Source organism: Oceanobacter kriegii DSM 6294 (assembly GCF_000422845.1).
Classification (GTDB): Bacteria; Pseudomonadota; Gammaproteobacteria; order Pseudomonadales; family Oceanobacteraceae; genus Oceanobacter; species Oceanobacter kriegii.
Genome location: NZ_AUGV01000008.1, coordinates 129255 through 150158, shown reverse-complemented (window position 1 = coordinate 150158; position 20904 = coordinate 129255). Strand labels below are relative to the sequence as shown.

Below are 20904 nucleotides of genomic sequence, written 5' to 3'. Positions count from 1 at the left end.
CTGAGCGGGCAGACCAGGATGTCTGTTCAATATCAACGCCTTTGATTCACTCTGCAGCGCCCGGTTCGACGCCGACAATGTCGATCCCGACGTGCTCGTCAAAATCGCCGATAACCGGTAGGGTCGAACTGTCAAAAGAGGCAATATGCCGGATTACTGCGGCAACGTCATTGTTAAACGTCGCATTATTAAAAGCCGCCTTCTGACCACCGTTCTCTGGCGACGCTCCCGCATAAAGCCGTAAGGCTTCAGTGGGCTCTGCCAGATACCCCGCGGGAATGGCGTCCAACAGCTGCCGCAGCAGCGGGCGACAACCGGGGTCGTAAAGAATATCCCCCGCCAGAAACACATCCGCCGGAGGAAAGCTGTCCTGCTGCCACACATCGATCGTGACGCCGTTCAATTGCGCATTGTATTGCGCCGCCTCCAGCGCATGAGGATCAATATCCATCACCCAAACGCGTTCAGCCCCTGCTTTTAACGCCTGCACCGCAGCCATGCCAGAGCCGCAGCCGAAGTCCAGCACCTGCTTGCCCTGTACCGGCTGTGGATTGGCCGCCAGCCATTGGCTCATGGCCCGACCACCAGCCCAGGCAAACGCCCAGAACGGCAGCCGTTGCCAGATATCGGCAATCTGGTCAGCGGCAAAGCATTGCTGGTCGTCCACTTGCAACAGTGCCAACCGCAGCTGCTCAGGCTGCAGCAGGGTGATTGCCAATTCGGCGTGATGCCAGCCGGGGTTGTGGCTCAAATGACCTTGCAGCCGCTGCAGACTCATAACCCCGCCTCGTAACGCTGTTTGGCGGCGTGTACCTTTTTCAGATAATTGCGGGATTCCTGACTCGGGTGCGACGACACAATGCGGCGGTACACCTGCTCGGCTGACAAGGCATTAATGCGTTGCAGGGCCCGTTTACGATTGCTGTCGAACGTTTTGAACAGGTTGCCAGCACCACCATTGTAGGAAGCAATCACACAGTAGAGTCGCGTCAGCGGGTCTCGAACATCGCGCAAATAGCGATCCCGCAGAATCGACAGGTAAGCGGTGCCAATGTCGATGTTATTGGCCGGTCGGAACAGTTCATCGCGGCTCGGTTTACCGGCGCGCTGGTACACTTTTTCATACACATCGCGGCCCGCCGTATTACGCATTACCTGCATCAAGCCGAACGCTCCCACCGGGGACACCGCAAAGGGGTTAAAGCTGCTTTCGGTTTCAATCACCGCCAGAATCAAGGTTGGTTCAACCCGGTACTTGTTGGCCGCCCGGTTGATCAGGTCGCTGTATTGGCGCGCACTGATGCGCTTGAATTGCTGCACCATGTTGAAGTCGACCCAGTAGCGATTGCCGGAACGATGCAGTTGATGACGCACCAGATACTCAGCATAGCGTTTGGCTCGCCAGGGGAATTCAATCGCCTTGCCCTCGTGGTCGGTCACCTTGCCTGCCAGAAAAGGTTTGCCCGTCAGGCCAAAATCCGCTGCCGTAAACAGGTCGACCGCATTAGGATCGGCCGGGGTCAGCAAGGTGGCTTCGATGGCGTGTTTGAGGGTTTGCAGTGGGGTTTGGCTGGCACGGGTTTCTACCCGGATGTTACCGCGGTCGAAATTGATTTGTACCTGAGTGTGGTAATCGTCGAGGTATTTCACCAGCGAGTACACGCTGGAAACCGCGAGGTCGTCGCCCCACATGCGGTTGGCTTGTTCCGGGAAGAACATGAATTCCAGAATGACCGACTGCACATCGCTCGACAGTTCGGCGAAGTTTTCCGGCAACTCGGGGCCGTTGTTATTGGCTACCGCCGCGTTTGTCCACAGGGCGCTAATACAAACCGCAGAGCAAAACGCAGCACAAACCATAGCACTTCGCCACAGACTGACGTTCGCCACAGACTGGCTGGCCCGGTATCGATTTTTCAGTAGAGACAGTAACCGCACAACCATTCAGCCATCATTCGCCATTAACACAACAGGCCGCAGTGTAGCGGCCTGTTGTGGGCTTGTCAGTGGTCAGGCAAGCTCAGCTTTTTTCTGGCGATCTGTTGCCTGTTTCTGACCAAACGACAGATCAACGACGCGCTTTGCGGCGTACCGCACTGGTCGAAAAGTCTTTCTCACCCAGTCCGGTATCAAAGAAGCGGAAGGTCTCACCGCGTTCGTTATCCATGCCTTCAACGTAGTAACGGCGCGACGGGAAGTCATAGGTTACCTCAAGAGTGGTGAACACCATTTGCTGATCATAATAGTTAATCAGATGGCCTTCGGTTACCTGCACCAGCTCGCCGTGGCGGTCGTATTCTTCGGCGTACACAATCGACCAGGAGTCTTCATCCAGATAGTAGCGGCGCTTGGTGTACTTGTGGTTGAAGCCCACCCGCAAGTTGGCTTCGATCACCCACACCCGGTGCGGCTCGTAGCGCAACAACGACGAGTTAACGTGATGCTCGCCCAGAATCTGGTCCAGTGTCAGGTCGCCCTGATGCACCCGATAAGCGTTGTAAGGAATATAGACTTCCTGTTTGCCGATCAGGGTCCAGTCGTAATAGTCCGGCGCGCCGTTGAACATATCGACCTGATCAATGGTACGCAGCGACTGGGTGTTGGGGTCCGGGGTGTCGTAGGCCAAATCCGGCGTTCGACGCAAGCGGCGGGAACCGGCGGTGTAAATCCACGACTTACGCGGCGAACGCACCTGATCCAGCGTTTCGTGCACCAAGGTCAATGAGCCTGCCTGATGGGACGGCGAAATGGTCTCCCGCGTCAGCAAGAACACCTTGTTGTCCAGGTCTTGCGGCTCGAGGCCAGGCTGGCTGTATTTAAAGAAGTAGTTGTATTCCCGCACGGTATCCATGCGGCCACCGTTTTCGGTAATCAGCGAGCTGGCGGCTTCGTAAGAGACGGTGTGGCCACGAAAGCGCAGGGTGTGGTTCCACAGAACTTCAAGGCCATTTTCCGGAATCGGAAACGGCGAACTCATGGTCGCCCCGGATACCCCCGAGCCATATTCCAGCAGCGTGGCACGCTGCGCATTGGTGGCAATGGCGTCGTAAACGTATTGTGGATAAGACGCCGTTCGGTGCGACGGATACACCTGCATCTGGTAGTCCGGGAATCGCTGCAGCATTTTTTGCTGCCCCGCCGTCAAACGCTCAAGGTGGTCAGCCATGTTGCCTGAATTAATCAGCAGCACTGGCGTTTCGTTGGCGAACGGATCGGGATGATACGGCGTTGGCCAAGGGCCACTGTCTTCCGCCAGACCGCCATTCCAGGCAGGGATATCACTGCCGTTACCGGCTCGTTCAGCGCCAACCGGGGTCAGGTCTTGCTGCAAGCGGTCAATGTCAGCGATTTGCGCCTGCGATGGGGCCACCAGCGACAGCCACAGGGCCGCCGTTGCGAATATCGGCGCAGTCACGAATGACGCCAACGTGGCGCGGGAAGCAGGCCGCGATATTCGGCCATGACGATGGTTTGGGAGTGTTCTCATGGTTCAGCCTACTCTGGTGCCCGGTCTCGCATCCCTCGCAAGAGAGTGGCTGCCGTGCTTGTTATTGTTGTTATCAGAACAACGAGATTAAACAGAGCCTCAACCCCAATCAATTTGATGTTACACAAAGATAACAACTCAATCCTGAGGCTGATCGAACCGATGGAGCCAACTCATACTTTCGAGTGATCAGTACATAAAAGAGGCCGAAACTACCGAAAAACTGCCAGAAAAAACAATCTTTTTGCATCAAAGTATCAATAGCGAAGTCAGCGAATCCCGTTGTAGGGATTGCAGTTCGGCGGTAGAGATACCTTTCGCCTGCGCCAGATGGTCGGCCAGTAGAGGAATCAGCCTGGGTGAATTGCGCCGCTGCGGCCACATCCGTGGCGTCATATCGGGCGCGTCGGTTTCCAGTAGCCAACTGTCGACAGGCAACGCATCCACCGTACGCTGTAACTTGAGTGCTCGATCAGACAGATACAAACCGCCCAGCCCCAGTTTGAACCCCAAATCCAGATAGCGCCGGGCTTGCTGTTCACTGCCATTGAACGCATGCACCACCCCACCATGGGCAAAGCCTGTACGTCGAATCGCCGCGGCAATCTGATCATGGGCTCCCACGCCGTGCAGAATCACCGGCAAGCGGTGCTGTTTGGCCAGCTGCAGTTGTGCATCGAACAGCTCTAACTGCGCACGCCGTTCGGCATCGCTGGTGTGCTTGCGAAAATCCAGCCCAAACTCCCCCACCGCCACCAGCCCGTCATCGCTGCCGCGAGCTTGATGGAGCGCCGCATCCAACCAGTCGAGATCGGTTTGCTGGTGCTGCGACAGAAAATACGGGTGTAATCCCAAGGCATATAGCCAGGGCCGCGGCTGACACAGAGCGGCCAAACCCTGCCCTTGCTGGCGGCTAATTCCGGGAATGATTAAGCCGCAAATGCCCTGTTGCTGAGCCAGTTGCCACTCCTGATCGCGGTCTAGGTCAAAGTCCGGGAAGTCAAAATGGCAGTGCGAATCGATCCAGCCAGCGGATTCCAGCACTGCCTTGGATTTTTTCTTCATTTCGCAACTCGCTTACAGTGCATTGGGTTATAAAAAATGGCCATCAACGTGCTCTATTCTGACCGCCAGCGGCAAGGCTTGTCGCCGATAACGGATTTCAGGCGTCAATTTATTGGTGGCTTATTTGGTCATATTCGAACCGAATACTGTCATCAATCAATAAAAGCTCAGAAAAGAGCTTTAATTGTCTGAGATTGGCCACTGCAGTTTGCCAAAACCGACAAAATGCGGATTTGGCAAAGCCATTGCTAGCTAAGACCAAGGGAGCAGGAGCACGCAGGGAACATCCATGGCAAGGTAAGAATCGACTAGTATCAGGATTAGGAATGGCTCAGGGAGCCTCTGGGTATTAACAGAAAAAACTAGTCATTTGCTGCCAGTGTGCTATTCCTATCAACACGATGATTACAGGAGGTATGTGATGAAACTCACACCTCAAGAGCTGAGAGACACCATCATTCGCCCAACCTTGAAGTATCTGGATTCAGAATCCGTTGGCGTCGAAAACTTTCTGATGGCCCTCGCACAAATGCGACAACAGCAGCACACCGACGACAACGTGTGCCCGTTGTACCCCATCGACAGTGCCATGCACCGGGTGGTGTGGGATCAGCATCTGGCCTACGACCCGGACCGTGCCAGCCTGATTCGTGGACTGGCATCGCAGCGCCAGTTTCTGGTCGACCCGGACACCGAGCTGACCACCAACCTGGCTTATGCAACCGCCATCGCCTGGGCTTCCTACGTTGCCTATCCGAATTCCCGCCAAACCGTGCCGGGCACTTAATGATCCTGTGAATAACCCGGCACGTGTTTCAGGTCATAGCTTCAAGTGGTCTTTTACCGCCTCCCAAAGCGCGCTGTAGTTTTTCGCAAACGGTACGTGCGGCAAACATTCCACAATCGGAGCCTGCATCTCCAGCATGCGCTCGGCACTGGCTGAGTGGCCAATATAAATCGGCAGCAGCTCGTCCAGTTTTGGCGCTTGTTCTTTGGCCCATTGCACATGGGCCGCTTTACGGCGATCGATCTGGGTAACAAATGGCAACCACTGCTTTTTCTTCACCCAGTCCAGATGCTCCTTGCTTTGCTCGTAGGCACGAATCGACAACACCGACGGCTCAATGGGCACCAGTATGCGATCGCAAGCCTGCAAAATGCCTTCTATCTGGGGGCTGAGAATGGGCGGGCAATCAAAGATCACCAGCTCGTAATCCTCGCCCAGCCGATCAATGGCACTGGCGGCAGAATCCCGCGCGGTTTTCTTGTCGGCGACGCTTTGATGAAACTTGCGCAGCGAGATATCCGCTGCCAAAACGTCGAGTTTGTCGTAGGGCGTTTTATGAATAAATCGTCCTATTGGCTTTCCTTCGCTCCAGACCTTGTCCTGTTTACGATCCGACTCCACACCCAGCAACCAGGTGGCTGCGCCTTGAGGGTCAAGATCCCAAACCAGGGTACGAACAGAGCTTCTGGCGGCCATGGCTGCAAGGTTGACGGCAGTGGTGGTTTTACCAACCCCACCCTTCAACTGGAATACCGCTAACGCTCTCAATCTGGTCATCCTTTTCTGTTTAATCGATCAGTCTATCATCGAAATTTTACAAGCGTCTTACTGTCAATCCGGTCAATAAATCACCTGTTTTATAGAGCAATCCCAGCCCCGCCTGTTAATCCTGAGCCGGAAAACGGATGCCACAACCACCCAGGCCGCAATAACCGTTGGGGTTCTTGGCCAAATATTGCTGATGATAAGACTCGGCCATGTAGTAGGTGATGCCGGTGAGAATTTCGGTGGTAATGTCGGGCTGTCCGGCCGCGGTCAGTGCCCGCTGGTAGGCCGCTTTGCTGGCCATCACCGCGTCCAGTTCCTGCTCGTCCGACAGGTAGATACCACTGCGATACTGGGTACCAATATCATTGCCCTGACGCATGCCCTGAGTCGGATCATGACGCTCCCAGAAAACGCCCAACAAAGCTTCCAGCGATACCTGACGCGGGTCATACCAGATCCGAACCAGCTCATTGTGGCCGGTCATGCCGGTGCACACTTCATCGTATGTCGGGTTGGGGGTATGGCCAGCGCCATAGCCAACCGAGGTGGAATACACGCCATCCAGATTCCAGAAGGCCCGTTCGGCACCCCAGAAACAGCCCATCCCCACCGTCAGTTCGCGCATGCCACTGGGGCAAGCTCCGGCAATACGATGTCCCGATACAAAGTGGTGCGTCGACGTTTGCAGCGGTTCGCTGCGGCCAGGCAAGGCTTCGTCAGCGGATGGGATGGCCATTAACTTGGGACGCCACATGGTCGGGTTCTCCTGCCGGGTCGGGTATAGTGAGGGATCACGGATTCATTATGAGCAGGTTATGACATTAAACGCCTCCCGACTATCCCTGTACTTTCATGGCACTGGCAGCGGTGGCCATCTGGCTCTTGGCAGTGCGGCGGCGACGCTGGAAATCGATGGCGACGCGGCGCTGCTGATCGACTGTGGCCCGGGAACGCTGGCCAGTTATCAACAGGCCCATGGCAAACTGCCCCACGCCATCTTCATGACCCACGCTCACATGGATCACATTGCCGATCTGGAAATTCTGACGGTGCGCGCCAGACTGCAAAATCAGGTTCCCATTCCGATCTTTGTGCCGCTGGAAATCATTGCGACCCTGCACCAGCGACTGGCGACCTACCCCGGCAGCATGGCGGAGGGTGACCACAACTTCTGGCAGTCCTTCCAGTTGATTCCGGTGACCGACAGCTTTCATTGGGCAGGTTTGAATTTCTCGCTCTATGCTGCCCGCCATCATGCGCCCGGCTCGGCCTGGAGCCTGCATTTGCCCGGCCGCTTCTTTTATAGTGGCGACACTCGACCCATCCCGGAGGTGTTGAATCATTGCCTGACTGGCAACGAGGTGGTGTTTCATGACTGCGGCCTGATGGCCAACCCGTCCCATACCGGCCTCGACGACCTGCAACGGGAATACCCACCCGCCTTGCGTCAGCGACTGGTGCTGTACCACTACGCCAACCAGCAAGCTGGCGACGCCCTGCGTGACGCCGGCTATCAGGTAGCCTCGCCACAACAGCGTTTCGATATTCCAGGCTGAAGGCAATGACCAATCAGGCTGAGCACACATCAGACACACAGCAGGACAGCAACCCCGGCGAGCATTTGGCTACCTTGCAACACCACTTTGCTCAGCTGTTTGCCGGTGCCAATGTGACCGTCACACACTCCCGCGCCTGCCCGGAAATCCGTCTGTGGCTGGCGGCCCCCGACTGCCTGAGCCGCCGTTTCAGCGAGGCCGAACAACTGGCGATTGCCAACGATCCGGCCTATTGGAGCGTGTGTTGGCCCGGCGGTCTGGCGCTGGCGCGCTATCTGCTGGATAACCCGACTCGTGTCGCTGGCAAGTCGGTGATGGATATTGGCGCGGGCTCCGGCATTGTCGCCATCGCCGCCGCACTGGCGGGCGCCCGACGAGTGATTGCCTGCGATCTCGACCCCATCGCTCTGCATGCTTGTGCTGCCAATGCGGCCTTGAACGGTATCGAGCTGGAGTTACTGCAAGACTTTCAACAAGCGGGCGAGGTGGATTTGATCACCGCCGCCGACCTGCTGTACGACGACAGTAATCAAGCCTTGCTGGACGCCTTTCAACGTCAGGCCAAGGACATTTGGCTGGCCGAGTCCCGCGCCGGGGACATTCAGCATGCCGACTATTCGCTGTTAGCCAGCGCCGACTTCCCCACCGAACCAGACATTCAACAAACCGACTTTTATCAGCGGGTACAGCTTTATCACCGCCGGGTCGGTTAGCATCTTTTAAGATACTTTTTAGAGCACCTTATAAGATGCGTTATCGAAGGTTGGGCTCGCTCAAGGTCACGCTACCGGCCATCACCTGCAAGGTTTTGGCTTGCGCCGACAAGACTCCGTAGTCGGTGCTGGAAATGGTGTCGACGAAGTTCCATTCACAGGTGGCGCTTTCCTGAGTGAAGGTCACCAGCATATAACCGCGATTACCGGCATTGAGGTATTCAAGGTGATCCACCAGCAGTGAAATCACTTGCTCAAAGCTGGCTTGCAGCGTACCGGTGGTATCAGCGCCAAAACCGGCGTACACCTCCAGCCCCGGCGACGTCACCGAAGGCGTCGCAAACTCAACCCCCAATGGGCTGGCATCGGTTTCCCCTATAAGCAAATTCACCGGGTACAAGTAGCTCGACCAGGCGTTGTGGGTATCTCCCGCCAGCGATACCAGATTGACATCACCCCGGCTGGCAGCAGCGGCCTTGATCAGACTGAACATCGCGGTCCGGGCCACTTCGTAGCCATCCCAGGCGTCCAGGTTATATGGTGCAACCGTGGTTACCCGAGCAATCTGTTCGGCCGTTAACGTCGCTTCGTAACCCGCAGCAATAGTGCCCTTGATGGTTGCCAGCTCACTCAGGGAAGTCAGCAGCTGTTGCTGCAATGCCGCTGCGGTGGCGCTGTCGCTGGTGGCTTGCAGCTGCCCCAACAACAGCAGTAATTCCTGTGGAATGTACATGCGGCCCATCAAAACCTGCTGCCCCAAAACATCCCAACGGGCACCGGAAGATGCCAGGCTGTTATTAAGCCAGGCCGACTGGGCACTGCCCAGCAAAGTACGGGAGGTGTCCGACATGGCAGCGGTAAACGCCGCGCTATCAATGCCTTCTGCGGTGACGTAATCGTTGTAGCTGAGTTGTTCGCTACGAGCAACGATACGGGTGTCCAGCATGTGCAAGCGCACCAATTCACCGAAGTCGAAGTTCCGGTAAATGATCGAGTTATCCGCCCCGGTACGAATCGGCAGCCATTCATGATAGGCCTGCAAAGCCGCCGCACGACGCTCGGAAAAACTGCCTTCGGTAGTGTCATCGTGGTTTTCGGCACCATTCAGCCAGGTGTCATTGGCCAGCTCATGGTCATCCCAGACACAAATAAATGGCTTCGCGGCATGGGCCGCCTGCAACTGGGCATCGGTGCGGTATTGCGCGTAACGGTGGCGGTATTGGCTCAGGGTCAGGATTTCCGCCGTCGGTTCTGGCTGACGCCCTTCGGCGTCTTCGGTCGGGTATTCATTGGAGCCGTATTCGTAAATGTAATCGCCAAGATGAATCACCGCATCGGCGGCGCTGTTGGCAATTTCCTGATACACGTTGAACCGGCCAGCGGCAAAGTTGGCGCAGGAGCACACCGCCAGAGCAACGCTGTCTACCGAACCTTCCGGCAGGGTTTTAGTGGTGCCAACCACGGAGGCTTCGCCATCGCTGCCGTTGAACCGGTAATAGTAGGTGGTGTTGGCGGCCAAACCGGTGACATCGATTTTGACCGTGTAGTCGCGTTCTGCATCAGTGACTACAGAGCCCGCCGACACCACATTGGTCATGGCTGCGTCGGTCGCCACTTCGTAAAACACTTCCGCCTGATCAAGGCTTGTGCCACTGCCGTCGTCATAAGGGGTTACCCGGGTCCAGAGAATCACCGCATCGGCCAACGGGTCACCAGAGGCAACACCGTGACCAAATACAAACGAGGCGTAACGGGTAATCGGCTCCAGGGTGTCGGTACTGCGGTCGTCGTTGTCATCGTCACCAAAACAACCACTGAGCACCGCAGGAACGGTAATGGCACCGGCGGTTCCGGCAGAGGCTTTCAGAAAACGACGACGGCTGAATTCAGGTTTACCTGACATAGTGATGTCTCTCTCATCTTATTACAGACAAGGGACCCTCTGAATAACTCGGTGCCCGCTCTGGATGACAGGGCGAAGCTGAATCACGAAGCTGATTTGCAGGCCTGACGGATCAAGTCAAAAATCAGCGACATAGAGTCAGCAATGCCCTGCCATCCCCGTAGGGCGCGGCCTGCATGCCGCCAGAACAGCGTTGGCGAATTTGGAAAGGGCCAGCCATTACGCTGCATTCGCCGCCTTGTTCTGACACCCTGCAGGACTCGCGCAGAGCTGTGCAGAGTTATTCAGAGGGTCCCAAGGGAACCGGCGGCGCGACAATGCTCCTGGACCATGCCCCTTTATTGGAGGGGCCATAGTGTGGAATCACTGTTAAGAATTTAAGACAGTCGTTTGAATTCGCGCACTAGCCTGAAGCGGGCCGCTACTTTACACTCTACGGCCTTTTTAGAACGGCCAGGACCGGTGGAATGCTAGATCAAAGCGCACTGTCACAACTGAAAAACCTCAAGCAAGAAATTCATAACAGCATTCCTCGATTCGAAGGCAAGGTTCGCTCGACGGCCGGACGCTTTGGTTTTGTAGTGACAGACGATAACCAACAGTACTACCTGTCTCCTGAAGAGATGGAAAAAGTGCTGCCCGGCGACCGCGTCGCGTTCCGCGTTGAGCAAGTGGATGAAAAGAAATCCCAGGCGCTGATCGAAAAGCTGATTTCCACCGAGCTTGACCGTTTCTGTGGCCAGTACATCGTCAAAGGCAAAGGCCATTTTATTCAGCCAGACCACCCGGCTCTGAATCGCTGGATCTTTGTGCCGCCCAAGCTGCGCAATAAGGCCGAAGACGGCATGCTGGTGTCCGGCAAACTGAGCCAACACCCGTACCCAAGCGGCAAGGCCCAGGCTCAGGTTACCGAACTGATTGGCAAGGCCGACGAAAGCGGCATCGAAAATCGTTTTATGCAAGCCAAGTGGGAACTGCAGGGTGAGTTCAGCGAAGCCGAATTGAACGCTGCCAACGCTCTGGTTGAACAGGGGCTGGAAGCTGCCCAGGCTGGCCGCGCCGACCTCAATGACGTTGCCTTCGTAACCATCGATTCCGCTTCGACCCGTGATCTGGATGACGCCCTGAGTGCAACCGCCAACGACAGCGGCTGGCTGCTGCAAGTGGCCATCGCCGATCCGGCTGCTGTGATTGCACCGGGTTCGGAACTCGACCTGGCCGCTCAAGCTCGTGCGACTTCTGCCTACTTCCCGGGTCAGGTGTTGCCAATGCTGCCAGCCGTGCTGTCTGAACAGCTGTGCTCGCTGCAACAGGATCAGCCACGCATGGCGTTGGTAGCGGATATTCAGGTTTCCAACGACGGTGCCAGCGAGCTGCTGCAATTGCGTCAGGCCGTGATCACCAACAAAGCCAAGCTGAGCTACGTTCAGGTCGCGGAGTTCCTGGCCGACAACAGCAACGGCCAGATCCCTGCCAATGTCACCGACTCCCTGCAAGCGCTGGGCGACTGCTTCAAGGCCCTGGCCAGCCACCGTCATCAAACGGCACTGACCATGGACGACCGTCCGGACTACCGTCTGGTGATGGACGAACACGGCAAGGTGCAGGAGATCCTGCGTCAGGATCGCAACGATGCCCAAAAGCTGGTGGAAGAGTGCATGCTGGTCTGCAACCGCCTCTGCGCCGAGTGGCTGGACGCCCGTGAGACAGGCATCTTTGTACAGCACAACGGCATTCGCACCGAACGCATCGGCGACGTTGCCAGCATGCTGAAAGAATCACTGGCGCTGGAGAGCAAGCCAAAGTTCAAGACGCTGGAAGATTATGTTGGCTATATGCAACAAGCCAACGCTCACGAAGGCCCACTGGCGCTGCGTGACATCATCAGCCGCCAGCTTGACCGCAGCACCCTGACCACTGAGCGTACCCCGCACATGGGTCTGGGCTTCCAGCGATACACCACCATGACGTCGCCACTGCGCAAGTACAACGACCTGCTGGTGCACCGCCTGATTGCCACCCTGCTGCAGGAACAAGCCGCTGACGCGCCAGCGCAGGAAGTCCTCACTGATATTCAGGACAAGCAGACCCGTGCCCGCGTCGCCGCCAATCAGTCTGAGCAATGGCTCAAGCTGCAATGGTTGCAAACCCTGCCAGCGGAAGCGGAATTCGACGCCACCATCCACTACGCCAATCAGAGCAGCATTACCGTGCGGCTGGAAGACTTTGGTATTGATGGTCAGATTGATCGCCGCAAAGCCAAGGACTGGAGCTTCCAGAGCAAAACCCTCAGCCACGTTAAAGGCGAAGAGCGTTTTGATATCGGCCAGATGGTTCGGGTGAAAGTGGAAAGCCTGAATCCGCAAAACCGCGAATTGAAACTGGCGTTAGTTAAGTAAGTATAAATTGCCATGGGCTACACAGGCTTTGTAAAAGCCCTGTATAGCCCTATGGTAATGTTCGTCTGATATTCTGCGTCCACCGCAAGATAGCGCCCAAACGCAAACCACAAAAAAAGCCCGCTCTGTTAAACAGTGCGGGCTTTTTTGCTGATCAGGCGAGTGAACAGAGATTCGGATATTCCGACGATCAGGATTTCCAGCCTTTTACGGTTTCAATACCGTGTTCTGCAATCCACTGATCCAATTGACGTGGGTTACGCTTGATCTTCTCAACCGTTTCACCGGTATTTGGGTTGGTGTATTCACCCACTTCCAGTTTTGGCTTGTTAGCCGCAACCGCTTTCTTGCCGCCTTTGGCTGCACGGTTAGCTGCTTTTTCGAAATGCTTGCGCAGGCTGTTATAAATAGCAGAAGGAGCTTCCTGCTTGGCCATATCGGTAATCCACTTCTCGATTTGCTCGGAGCGGGATACATACAGCTCGTCTTCAGTCAGAGAACGCTCTTCACACAGGCGTTTGATTTCAGCGTCGAACTGCTTCAGGCCTTCGAGTTTTTTCTCGTGATCTTTTTTCAGCTGCTCCAGCTCCATAATCTTCTGCTGGTGCTGCTGAATTTGCTTTTCAATATCGGTATCCAGGATGCTCATATTCACCTCTACAACTTTCAGTTTTAAGCCATAGTTTCCTGTGCAGACCAATCCATGGGCCAGATGCAACAGGTATTATTATCAAATCATGCTTTCAGGAGAAGCCTACCTGAAATTTCCGCATATAATAAACTGATAATATAAATTTATACAATGATTCGTTGGCGTCAAGGCGATATCCATAAAATAAACACAATTACCCAAACCGCATATAAGAGTTCACAAAGTGGTCGATTCAGACATCCCGGGCCACCGAAAAAAACAGCCATGAAATCAGTGGTTTGTAATCAAGGCCTTTTCAATCCCAGATGTTTCCTGACTTGCACGTCAGAAAAAACCGCCGTGAGATTAACCTTTCAGCAACGCATTGTTGCAAAGACCCAAATCCTGACAGGTCTCCTTGTTCGTCAAAATGATACACATTACCATCGCCAAAATTACCCCTCCCGTCTACACAGGCGCCCCCTCATGACCAAGACTCTGGATCAAGCCGCGATAGGCTCATCCGTAACGGTAACCGGGTTTACCCATACGGACGCGCAATTCCGCCGCAAATTACTGGCTCTGGGTATTGTTCCCGGAACGGAAGTCGAAATAAAACGAGTGGCCCCGCTGGGCGACCCTATTCAACTGGTATTAAAAGGTCGCTCTGTCAGCCTGCGTAAAACAGAAGCCGCCATTCTGCTAGTGGAGGGCATTGCATGAAGCCTGCAACCATTGGCCTGATCGGCAACCCCAACTGCGGCAAGACCACCCTCTTTAACCAGCTGACCGGCGCCCGCCAGAAAGTCGGTAACTGGCCAGGCGTCACCGTGGAAAAGAAGGAAGGCGCCATATCCATTCAGCAGCAGCGTCATATATTGGTGGATTTGCCGGGTACCTATGCCCTCGACAGCAATGACCACGAATTGTCGCTGGATGAACGTATCGCCCGCGAGTTTGTGTTGTCGCAAGAATCGGATCTGGTGATCAATATTGTTGATGGCAGTAATCTGGAGCGCAATCTGTATCTCAGCAGTCAGTTGCTGGATATGGGTGTACCCATGATTATCGCCGTCAATATGCTGGATGTCGCCGAGCGGGAAGGCCTGCATATCGATACCACCAAAATGTCGAAGTTGCTGGGCGTACCGGTTGTTCCTATTGTTGCAGCGCAAGGCGAAGGTATTGATGAATTACGCCAGGTTATCGGCAACACGTTGCAACATGCCACTGCGCCGACGCCTGTTTGGCAGGCCAGCGGATTACTACAACAAGCCCTGAATGAATTATCCGCATTAATACCAAATGATGATTCTCCACGCTGGCACGCCGTCAGTGCATTGGAAAGTCAGGAATACGGTAATGCCGATTTGCATCAGGCTGGTGAGCAATGGCGATTAACACTGGAAGCGGAATACGAACAGCCGATAGACGTTATTTTGGCCAACTCCCGTTACCAGACCCTGCAAGGTATTACCCGTCAAATCAGTCATCGCACAGAACACAAGAAAACCATTACCGAGAAGATTGATAGTATTGTGATCAATCGATACATCGGTATCCCGTTCTTTTTTGCCGTGATGTACCTGATGTTCACCTTCGCCATCAACATTGGCGGCGCCTTTATTGATTTCTTCGACATCGCCTCTGCGGCGATATTTGTTGATGGTTTCCGTTACCTGCTGGAAGCCATATCCCTGCCCGCCTGGCTGGTGATCTTGTTGGCCGATGGTTTTGGCGGTGGTATTCAGCTGGTCGCCACCTTTATTCCGATTATTGGTGGTCTGTATCTGTTCTTATCCATTATCGAAGATTCCGGTTATATGGCCCGCGCTGCGTTTGTGATGGACCGGCTGATGCGCGCGGTTGGCTTACCCGGTAAATCCTTTGTGCCCTTGATCGTCGGCTTCGGCTGCAACGTCCCGTCGGTGATGGCCGCCCGCACCATGGACACCCACAAGGATCGTCTGCTGACCATTGCCATGGCGCCTTTTATGTCCTGTGGTGCCCGGCTGTCGGTATTCGCCCTGTTTGCCGCCGCCTTCTTCTCGGACAGCGGTGCCACCATGGTATTCAGCCTCTATGTTCTGGGCATCGCCATGGCGCTGCTCACCGGTCTGGCGTTGAAGCACACCCTGTTCAAACCGGAACTGACGCCGTTTGTGATGGAGCTGCCGGCTTACCACATTCCGACCGTACGAGGCGTACTGCTGAAAACCTGGGAGCGCCTGCGCTCGTTTATCCGCCGCGCCGGTAAGACCATCATCATGGTGGTGACCATTCTGTCGTTCCTGAACTCCATCGGTACCGACGGCAGCTTTGGCAACGAAAACAACGAGAAGTCGGTACTGTCTGAAATCGCTCGTGTCGCCACCCCGGTACTGGCGCCACTGGGCGTAGAAGAAGACAACTGGCCTGCCACTGTGGGCATCATTACCGGTATCTTCGCCAAGGAGGCCGTGGTCGGTACGCTGGATGCGCTTTATAACCCGGAAGATGCAGAAGCAGGCGGTGAGTACGATTTGTGGGGCTCACTGCAAGAGGCTGTACTAACCATTCCGGCCAACCTGATCGACGTTTCCAACAACCTGCTCGACCCGCTGGGCCTTGGCCTTGTTGGTGCTGACCAGACCGTTGAGCAAGGCGTTCACAACGGCACCTTTACGGCCATGGAGCAGTTGTTCGGTAGCCAACTGGCAGCGTTCTCTTATCTGGTCTTTGTGCTGCTGTACACGCCGTGTGTGGCAACCCTGGGAGCCATGGTACGAGAAGCCGGTATGCGCTGGATGTTATTTGTGGCGGGCTGGAGTACCGGCTTGGCTTACACCACCGCGGTGATTGTGTATCAGATTGGCAGCCTCGGCGTGCACCCGGTCAGCTCGGTGATCTGGGTACTCGCCTGTGGCTTCTTTATTGGCGGCTGTTTATGGCAAATACGCCGCCATGCCCAAAAACGCGATGCTGCACTGATTCCGCTGACCAGCGTCGGCTAGGGAACCTAGTCAGGTCTGGCGCGGCTGTGCTTGTCACCGATGACGGCATAGTCCGCGCCGCCCAGGCGCGACAGCGGGTTCAGCTCATCCGCGCCAATCTGTTTGCGGTCTTTCACCTCAACCAACACCTCATCGGCAACGTACAGGTGTTCGACTTCCAGAAACACAATGTGCTGCGGTGCTTCACCTAAATCCACATGCTGTTGATAGCGGCAGCCGTAGGCAACATCCACCCCATCAATGCGTGGCAGCGGGTATTCGTCCCCGGCGACCGTCTGTAAAGGCACCGTGGTCAGGCCTGCCTCTACAACCTCACTGACACCGGCATCCAGCGTTGCGGCTGAACAGTTCACCGAATCGATATGACGCAGCGATGGCACATGAACAACCGCATGACCCGTGCGCTGAATATTGGCCCAGGTATCCTTCGGAATACCCGCTTCCTTGTTACCTACTGACACCACCAGCGTCGGCGGATTGGAGCAAACCGGCGTAAAGAAGGAAAACGGCGCCAGGTTGTGAGAGCCATCCGGGTTTTCAGTCAGAATCCAGGCAATAGGCCGAGGCATGATCGACTGCGTCATCAGAAAGTAGCGTTGTCCGGCGGATGTGTCTGAAAAATCGTAAAGCATAAAGAACTCCCTGAGCTGAAAAGAAACCTCTGAATCACGGTCATGCTACCGCCAACCCGCAAGGCCGTCACCGCAACAGCTTCATATCCGGCTGCAGCAGCGATGCTTCTGCCATCAGGGAGCACGAAACCTGAGCACCTTCAGGCCACTGGTTTCTGTGGCTTCTACGAAGGCGTCCGGGTTGGCAATGCGCTCAATGAACTGCCAGTCCGGGCACTCTTGCGCAACCACATCCAACAGGAAGTCGGCGCCCAGTTCGGGGGCGTTCAGGCACAACAGCAGCTCTGCCTGCGGTGCCAGATAGTCACGCAGTCGACGTACCAGCCTCGGGTAGTCCTTGCGAATATCGACACTGCCCTTCTGGAAGGTTGGCGGATCGGAAATCACCAAATCGTACGGGCCGTGCTTTTTAAGGCGTCCGAACGAACGGAAAATATCCACACCTTCAAACACCACCCGACTCAGGTCATGGTCGTTCAGACGATGATTGTCGCGGCCAATCGACAGTGCCCGCTTGCTCATATCGAAATTGACCACCTTGTCGGCACCACCGGCCAGTGCCGCAACCGAGAACCCACAGGTGTAGGAAAACAGGTTCAATACCCGTTTGCCCTGCGCCTGTTGTTTCACCCACAAGCGGCCATTGGCCATGTCGGGAAACAAGCCAATATTCTGGAATTTGCCAAAGTTCAGGCCGTATTTCAGGCCATGTTCTTCCACCGTAAGGGCGTCCGGTAATTGTCCCACCAGTGCTTCCATTGGTGCCATGGATTCGTGGCGATACTGGGCGATCACGGTGTCGCACTCATCAATGGCAGCGAACAGCTCATTGGCTAACGCCTGTAAACGCTCGGCATCTTCGGCTTCGTAGAGGGTGATAAACACCACCGGCGCGTACCAGTCGATGTTGATGTGATGCAGTCCCGGCCAGGCATGGCCACGGCCGTGGAACAGTCGCGCGGCTTGATTTGAGACAGGTAATACGTAGGGGATATCAGATTTGCTGCACATATACTCACCAGCCAATACGGCTGAGACAAGAAAAATTCCGGCGTACCATGAAAATTAGCGTGTATGTGCCTGAGAAAAACAAAATACAGCGCCATAACGCACAAATTGAACAAAGCGGGCAACTATTGCTCAAGAAGCCTTGGTACGACCACGCGGGTAGGCTACTATGCCTAAGCGCTTCATGTAAGCGCTATTGGCGAGTACCGTACCACTCACAGAGTAAGCAGGAACTGGTCGATAACGGCATTGCTTACCGGTTCAAGCCAGTACCACAGTGCCACTAACGCATTAATCGGCTTCGGCCAGCACTACCCAAGGAAATACCAATGGCAGATCAAGTTCAGGGCACTGTAAAGTGGTTCAACGATGAAAAAGGTTTCGGCTTCATTGAGCAGGAATCCGGTAAAGACGTTTTCGTACACTACAGCGCCATCAACGGCAATGGCCGTCGCTCCCTGCAAGAAGGTCAGAAAGTGACCATGGAAGTGAGCCAGGGCCAGAAAGGTCCTCAAGCTGAAAACGTTACTCCGCTGTAATCAGTTTCAGCAATCAGGGGGTGGGTTCCCACTCTCTGATTCTTTTCCCTTCGCAGCCCTGCTGCACCTCTTCTTTCCAGTCACGCATCCATCTTTCGGGCTTCAGGCATGATAGATCAAGGCGAACTGTTTGATATCCCCAATCCTTGCATCGGCATTTGTACCGTTAACAACAAAGGGTACTGCAAAGGCTGTTTACGCAATCGCAAGGAACGCCAGCATTGGTATGAGTTTTCGCCGTTTCAGAAGCAGTTGATCATCAATTTGTGCGACAAGCGCCGCCAGAAGATTCTTGCTGGCCGGGTAGCTGCCCTGATTGAGGAACCGGAAGCGGAATACGAAGTGTCACCGCAAGCCGAACTGTTTGCCGCTGATGCCCCTGTCGTCGATGCCGATACCGAAAACCCAGACGCCCACAACACGGTCGGCCCAGAGCCAGAAAAAGCAACGCCAGAAAAAGCAGCTCAAGAAAACAAGACTCGGGAAAACACCGCTCAGAACAACACAGAGCAAATATCAAAGCCCCAGAAAACCAGACCTGCTGAGCCTCAAGACAGCCCTGTCGTCGTCAACGATCAAGGCCAGATGGGACTGTTCTGATTAAACAGCCGCCTGCGATTCTGACTGAAAATAACGGAGCCACTCCAACGTACGTGGCGTCGCCATCGAAGGATGATATTCAGCGCCAACCCAGCCCTGATAATCACTGTGTTGAATGGTTTTGAACACCTGTTCGAAATCAATCCGTCCAGTGCCCGGCTCATGCCGCCCGGGCATATCGGCAAACTGGATATGGCCAATCCGCGTCGCATGACGTTTCAGAAACCCGGTGACATCCACCCCCATGCGCGCCATATGGTAGACATCGAACTGGGCTTTGATATTCGGGTGTTGCAGCTGCGCCATAATGGCCAGCATTTCACGTCCGGTGCAGATCATGAAATCCGGCATATCAAACCGGTTGATGGCCTCAAACGTGGTAGTAATCCCGAACGGGGCAAAACTGTCGGCGGTAATTTTCAGGTTGCGAAGAAAGGTTTGCAGGTATTCCTCGCGACGCTCCGGTTGCTGACAACGGCCCGGCAATACGTTCACCGTAGGAACCTTCAAGGCACGGGCGTATGACAGGCACTCCACCACAGCCGCAGCGTATTCCGCTGCCTTGCCCGGCACACTGGCAATGCCTTCGCCGCCTTCCATCAGGTCACCGGCCGGCAGGTTAATCAGCACCAGTTTGAGGTCGTTGTCCATCAACTGGCGCTTGATATCGGCAATGGGGTATTGATACGGGAATTGAATTTCAACCGCCCGAAAGCCGTCGCGACGGGCTGCGGTAAAGCGTTTCAGAAAGGGCAATTCGCTGTATAACAGCGACAGATTAGCGCTCGCCTTCATGCTTGGCCTCCGCGTACAGCTGCACCAGCGTGGCCGGGTCCTGATCGGCAAAACCCCGGCTGGCATGTTGTCGCATCAGCTCCGCACCCAACCCCGCCATCGGCGTCGCACTGTGAGAGGCATGCGCCAATGTGCGCGCCAGATCCAGGTCCTTCAGCAGGGTTTTCACGTGCCATTTGATCTCGTCAAATTCGCGATTGGCCATTTTCGGGCCAGTAAGCTGCAACGGAATGCTGTCGGCAAAGCCACCTTGCAGAGCCGTCGGAATCATATCTGCACGCACACCGGACTTTTCAGCCAACGCCATGACTTCCGCCATCACCAGCACATTGCAACTGACCAGCATCTGATTGCAGACCTTGGTCACTTGCCCTGAACCCACCGGCCCCATATGGGTATGACGCTGGCCCAGTACCGCCAATAAAGGCGCAACACGCTCAAGCGCCTCGGCATCTGCGCCGACCATGATCGCCAATGTGCCTTGCTCAGCACCGGCGACACCGCCAGATACCGGCGCATCAACCCAGTCAGCACCGGTTTGCTGTTTAAGGCGTGCGGCCATTACGCGGGTGGCCTGGGGATCAATACTGGAGAAGTCGACCAGAGTGTGTCGGTCGGTCATCGACGCGGCCACCCCGTGTTCGGCAAAAACCACCGCCTCTACCGCCACGGTGTCGGTCACGCACAGCATCACCACGTCGCTGTTGCTGACCAGCTCGGCAATGGAGTCTGAGGCAATCGCGCCGTTGGCGACCACCGCAGCCAGTTTGTTGGCCGATCGATTCCACACACGAACACAATGGCCGGCAGCCAGCAGACGCTGGGTCATCGGGACCCCCATTAATCCCATGCCGATAAAGCCAATGTTCACGTGTAAAACACTCCGTTCTGAATTAAGTGTCAATAATATCAAAGAGTTACTGACTTTAAACCAAGTTTGTCCGACGTTTGCGGATAGCTGACCTATGCTTAGTGAAGCATCTGTTTAAGCCCGCGCCGCTGGTCGCGGGCTTAAACAGATGCTCCCA

The 20904-nt window shown here is 55.3% G+C and carries 20 protein-coding genes; 8 read left to right on the top strand and 12 right to left on the bottom strand.

Features of this window, described 5'->3' with window-relative positions:
- Nucleotides 1–46: 46 nt before the first annotated feature.
- The 4 genes from G516_RS21480 to G516_RS21470 all read right to left on the bottom strand — a co-directional run bounded on the left by G516_RS21480 (nucleotide 47) and on the right by G516_RS21470 (nucleotide 4552).
- Entirely contained in the window at nucleotides 47–778 is a 732-nt protein-coding gene (locus G516_RS21480) for a class I SAM-dependent methyltransferase (protein ID WP_051219037.1), read from the bottom strand.
- Nucleotides 775–1860, bottom strand: coding sequence for a murein transglycosylase domain-containing protein (locus G516_RS21475; protein WP_051219036.1), 1086 nt, complete (start codon nucleotides 1858–1860; stop codon nucleotides 775–777). Before G516_RS21475 ends, G516_RS21480 begins: the two co-directional genes overlap by 4 nt.
- 208 nt (nucleotides 1861–2068) lie before the next feature.
- Nucleotides 2069–3487 carry a DUF1329 domain-containing protein gene (locus G516_RS0107070; protein ID WP_084644925.1) on the bottom strand — a complete coding sequence of 473 codons (1419 nt, stop codon included), beginning with the start codon at nucleotides 3485–3487 and terminating at the stop codon, nucleotides 2069–2071.
- Between the two features lie 249 nt (nucleotides 3488–3736).
- A complete protein-coding gene (locus tag G516_RS21470) occupies nucleotides 3737–4552 on the bottom strand; it encodes a TatD family hydrolase (protein ID WP_051219035.1) in 816 nt (271 codons plus the stop codon).
- A gap of 421 nt (nucleotides 4553–4973) precedes the next feature.
- Here G516_RS21470 and G516_RS21465 point away from each other — a divergent pair, with 421 nt between their 5' ends.
- Nucleotides 4974–5339 carry a hypothetical protein gene (locus tag G516_RS21465; protein ID WP_051219034.1) on the top strand — a complete coding sequence of 122 codons (366 nt, stop codon included), beginning with the start codon at nucleotides 4974–4976 and terminating at the stop codon, nucleotides 5337–5339.
- A gap of 33 nt (nucleotides 5340–5372) precedes the next feature.
- Here G516_RS21465 and G516_RS0107055 read toward each other — a convergent pair whose 3' ends face one another.
- Together G516_RS0107055 and msrA are read right to left on the bottom strand one after the other, a co-directional pair.
- Nucleotides 5373–6116, bottom strand: a complete 744-nt coding sequence (locus G516_RS0107055) for a ParA family protein (protein WP_028293052.1) — start codon at nucleotides 6114–6116, stop codon at nucleotides 5373–5375.
- A 106-nt stretch (nucleotides 6117–6222) separates the two neighbouring features.
- Nucleotides 6223–6861 (bottom strand): peptide-methionine (S)-S-oxide reductase MsrA, encoded by a 639-nt coding sequence (gene msrA, locus G516_RS0107050; RefSeq protein WP_028293051.1) that lies wholly within the window; start codon nucleotides 6859–6861, stop codon nucleotides 6223–6225.
- Nucleotides 6862–6922: 61 nt separating this feature from the next.
- Between msrA and G516_RS0107045 the strand changes: the two genes are divergently transcribed.
- Both G516_RS0107045 and G516_RS21460 read left to right on the top strand, forming a co-directional pair.
- Nucleotides 6923–7663, top strand: coding sequence for an MBL fold metallo-hydrolase (locus G516_RS0107045; RefSeq protein WP_028293050.1), 741 nt, complete (start codon nucleotides 6923–6925; stop codon nucleotides 7661–7663).
- A gap of 5 nt (nucleotides 7664–7668) precedes the next feature.
- Entirely contained in the window at nucleotides 7669–8376 is a 708-nt protein-coding gene (locus G516_RS21460) for a 50S ribosomal protein L11 methyltransferase (protein WP_051219032.1), read from the top strand.
- Between the two features lie 40 nt (nucleotides 8377–8416).
- Here the strand turns inward: G516_RS21460 and G516_RS0107035 are convergent, their stop codons facing one another.
- Nucleotides 8417–10279, bottom strand: coding sequence for an alkaline phosphatase D family protein (locus G516_RS0107035; RefSeq protein WP_028293049.1), 1863 nt, complete (start codon nucleotides 10277–10279; stop codon nucleotides 8417–8419).
- A 467-nt stretch (nucleotides 10280–10746) separates the two neighbouring features.
- Here G516_RS0107035 and G516_RS0107030 point away from each other — a divergent pair, with 467 nt between their 5' ends.
- Nucleotides 10747–12678, top strand: a complete 1932-nt coding sequence (locus tag G516_RS0107030) for a VacB/RNase II family 3'-5' exoribonuclease (protein ID WP_028293048.1) — start codon at nucleotides 10747–10749, stop codon at nucleotides 12676–12678.
- Nucleotides 12679–12868: 190 nt separating this feature from the next.
- Here G516_RS0107030 and G516_RS0107025 read toward each other — a convergent pair whose 3' ends face one another.
- The gene (locus G516_RS0107025) at nucleotides 12869–13327 is read right to left on the bottom strand and encodes a DNA binding protein (RefSeq protein WP_036535063.1); all 459 of its coding nucleotides are present in this window, start codon (nucleotides 13325–13327) and stop codon (nucleotides 12869–12871) included.
- 468 nt (nucleotides 13328–13795) lie between these two features.
- Between G516_RS0107025 and G516_RS0107020 the strand changes: the two genes are divergently transcribed.
- Entirely contained in the window at nucleotides 13796–14032 is a 237-nt protein-coding gene (locus G516_RS0107020; protein ID WP_028293046.1) for a FeoA family protein, read from the top strand.
- On the top strand, nucleotides 14029–16302 hold the full coding sequence (feoB, locus tag G516_RS0107015) for a Fe(2+) transporter permease subunit FeoB (RefSeq protein ID WP_028293045.1): 2274 nt from the start codon (nucleotides 14029–14031) through the stop codon (nucleotides 16300–16302). The genes G516_RS0107020 and feoB overlap by 4 nt, the downstream gene beginning before the upstream one ends.
- A 5-nt stretch (nucleotides 16303–16307) precedes the next feature.
- Here the strand turns inward: feoB and G516_RS0107010 are convergent, their stop codons facing one another.
- Together G516_RS0107010 and G516_RS0107005 are read right to left on the bottom strand one after the other, a co-directional pair.
- Nucleotides 16308–16934, bottom strand: a complete 627-nt coding sequence (locus tag G516_RS0107010; protein ID WP_028293044.1) for a flavin reductase family protein — start codon at nucleotides 16932–16934, stop codon at nucleotides 16308–16310.
- A gap of 114 nt (nucleotides 16935–17048) precedes the next feature.
- Nucleotides 17049–17945, bottom strand: coding sequence for a class I SAM-dependent methyltransferase (locus G516_RS0107005; protein WP_028293043.1), 897 nt, complete (start codon nucleotides 17943–17945; stop codon nucleotides 17049–17051).
- Between the two features lie 326 nt (nucleotides 17946–18271).
- Between G516_RS0107005 and G516_RS0107000 the strand changes: the two genes are divergently transcribed.
- Nucleotides 18272–18481: a cold-shock protein gene (locus tag G516_RS0107000; RefSeq protein ID WP_028293042.1), complete on the top strand. Its 210-nt coding sequence runs from the start codon at nucleotides 18272–18274 to the stop codon at nucleotides 18479–18481.
- A gap of 108 nt (nucleotides 18482–18589) precedes the next feature.
- Nucleotides 18590–19081, top strand: a complete 492-nt coding sequence (locus G516_RS24305) for a DUF1289 domain-containing protein (protein WP_211225076.1) — start codon at nucleotides 18590–18592, stop codon at nucleotides 19079–19081.
- Here G516_RS24305 and G516_RS0106990 read toward each other — a convergent pair whose 3' ends face one another.
- Nucleotides 19082–19876 carry a hydroxypyruvate isomerase family protein gene (locus G516_RS0106990; RefSeq protein ID WP_028293041.1) on the bottom strand — a complete coding sequence of 265 codons (795 nt, stop codon included), beginning with the start codon at nucleotides 19874–19876 and terminating at the stop codon, nucleotides 19082–19084.
- Nucleotides 19860–20747 (bottom strand): NAD(P)-dependent oxidoreductase, encoded by an 888-nt coding sequence (locus tag G516_RS0106985; RefSeq protein WP_028293040.1) that lies wholly within the window; start codon nucleotides 20745–20747, stop codon nucleotides 19860–19862. The genes G516_RS0106990 and G516_RS0106985 overlap by 17 nt, the downstream gene beginning before the upstream one ends.
- Between the last annotated feature and the right edge of the window lie 157 nt (nucleotides 20748–20904).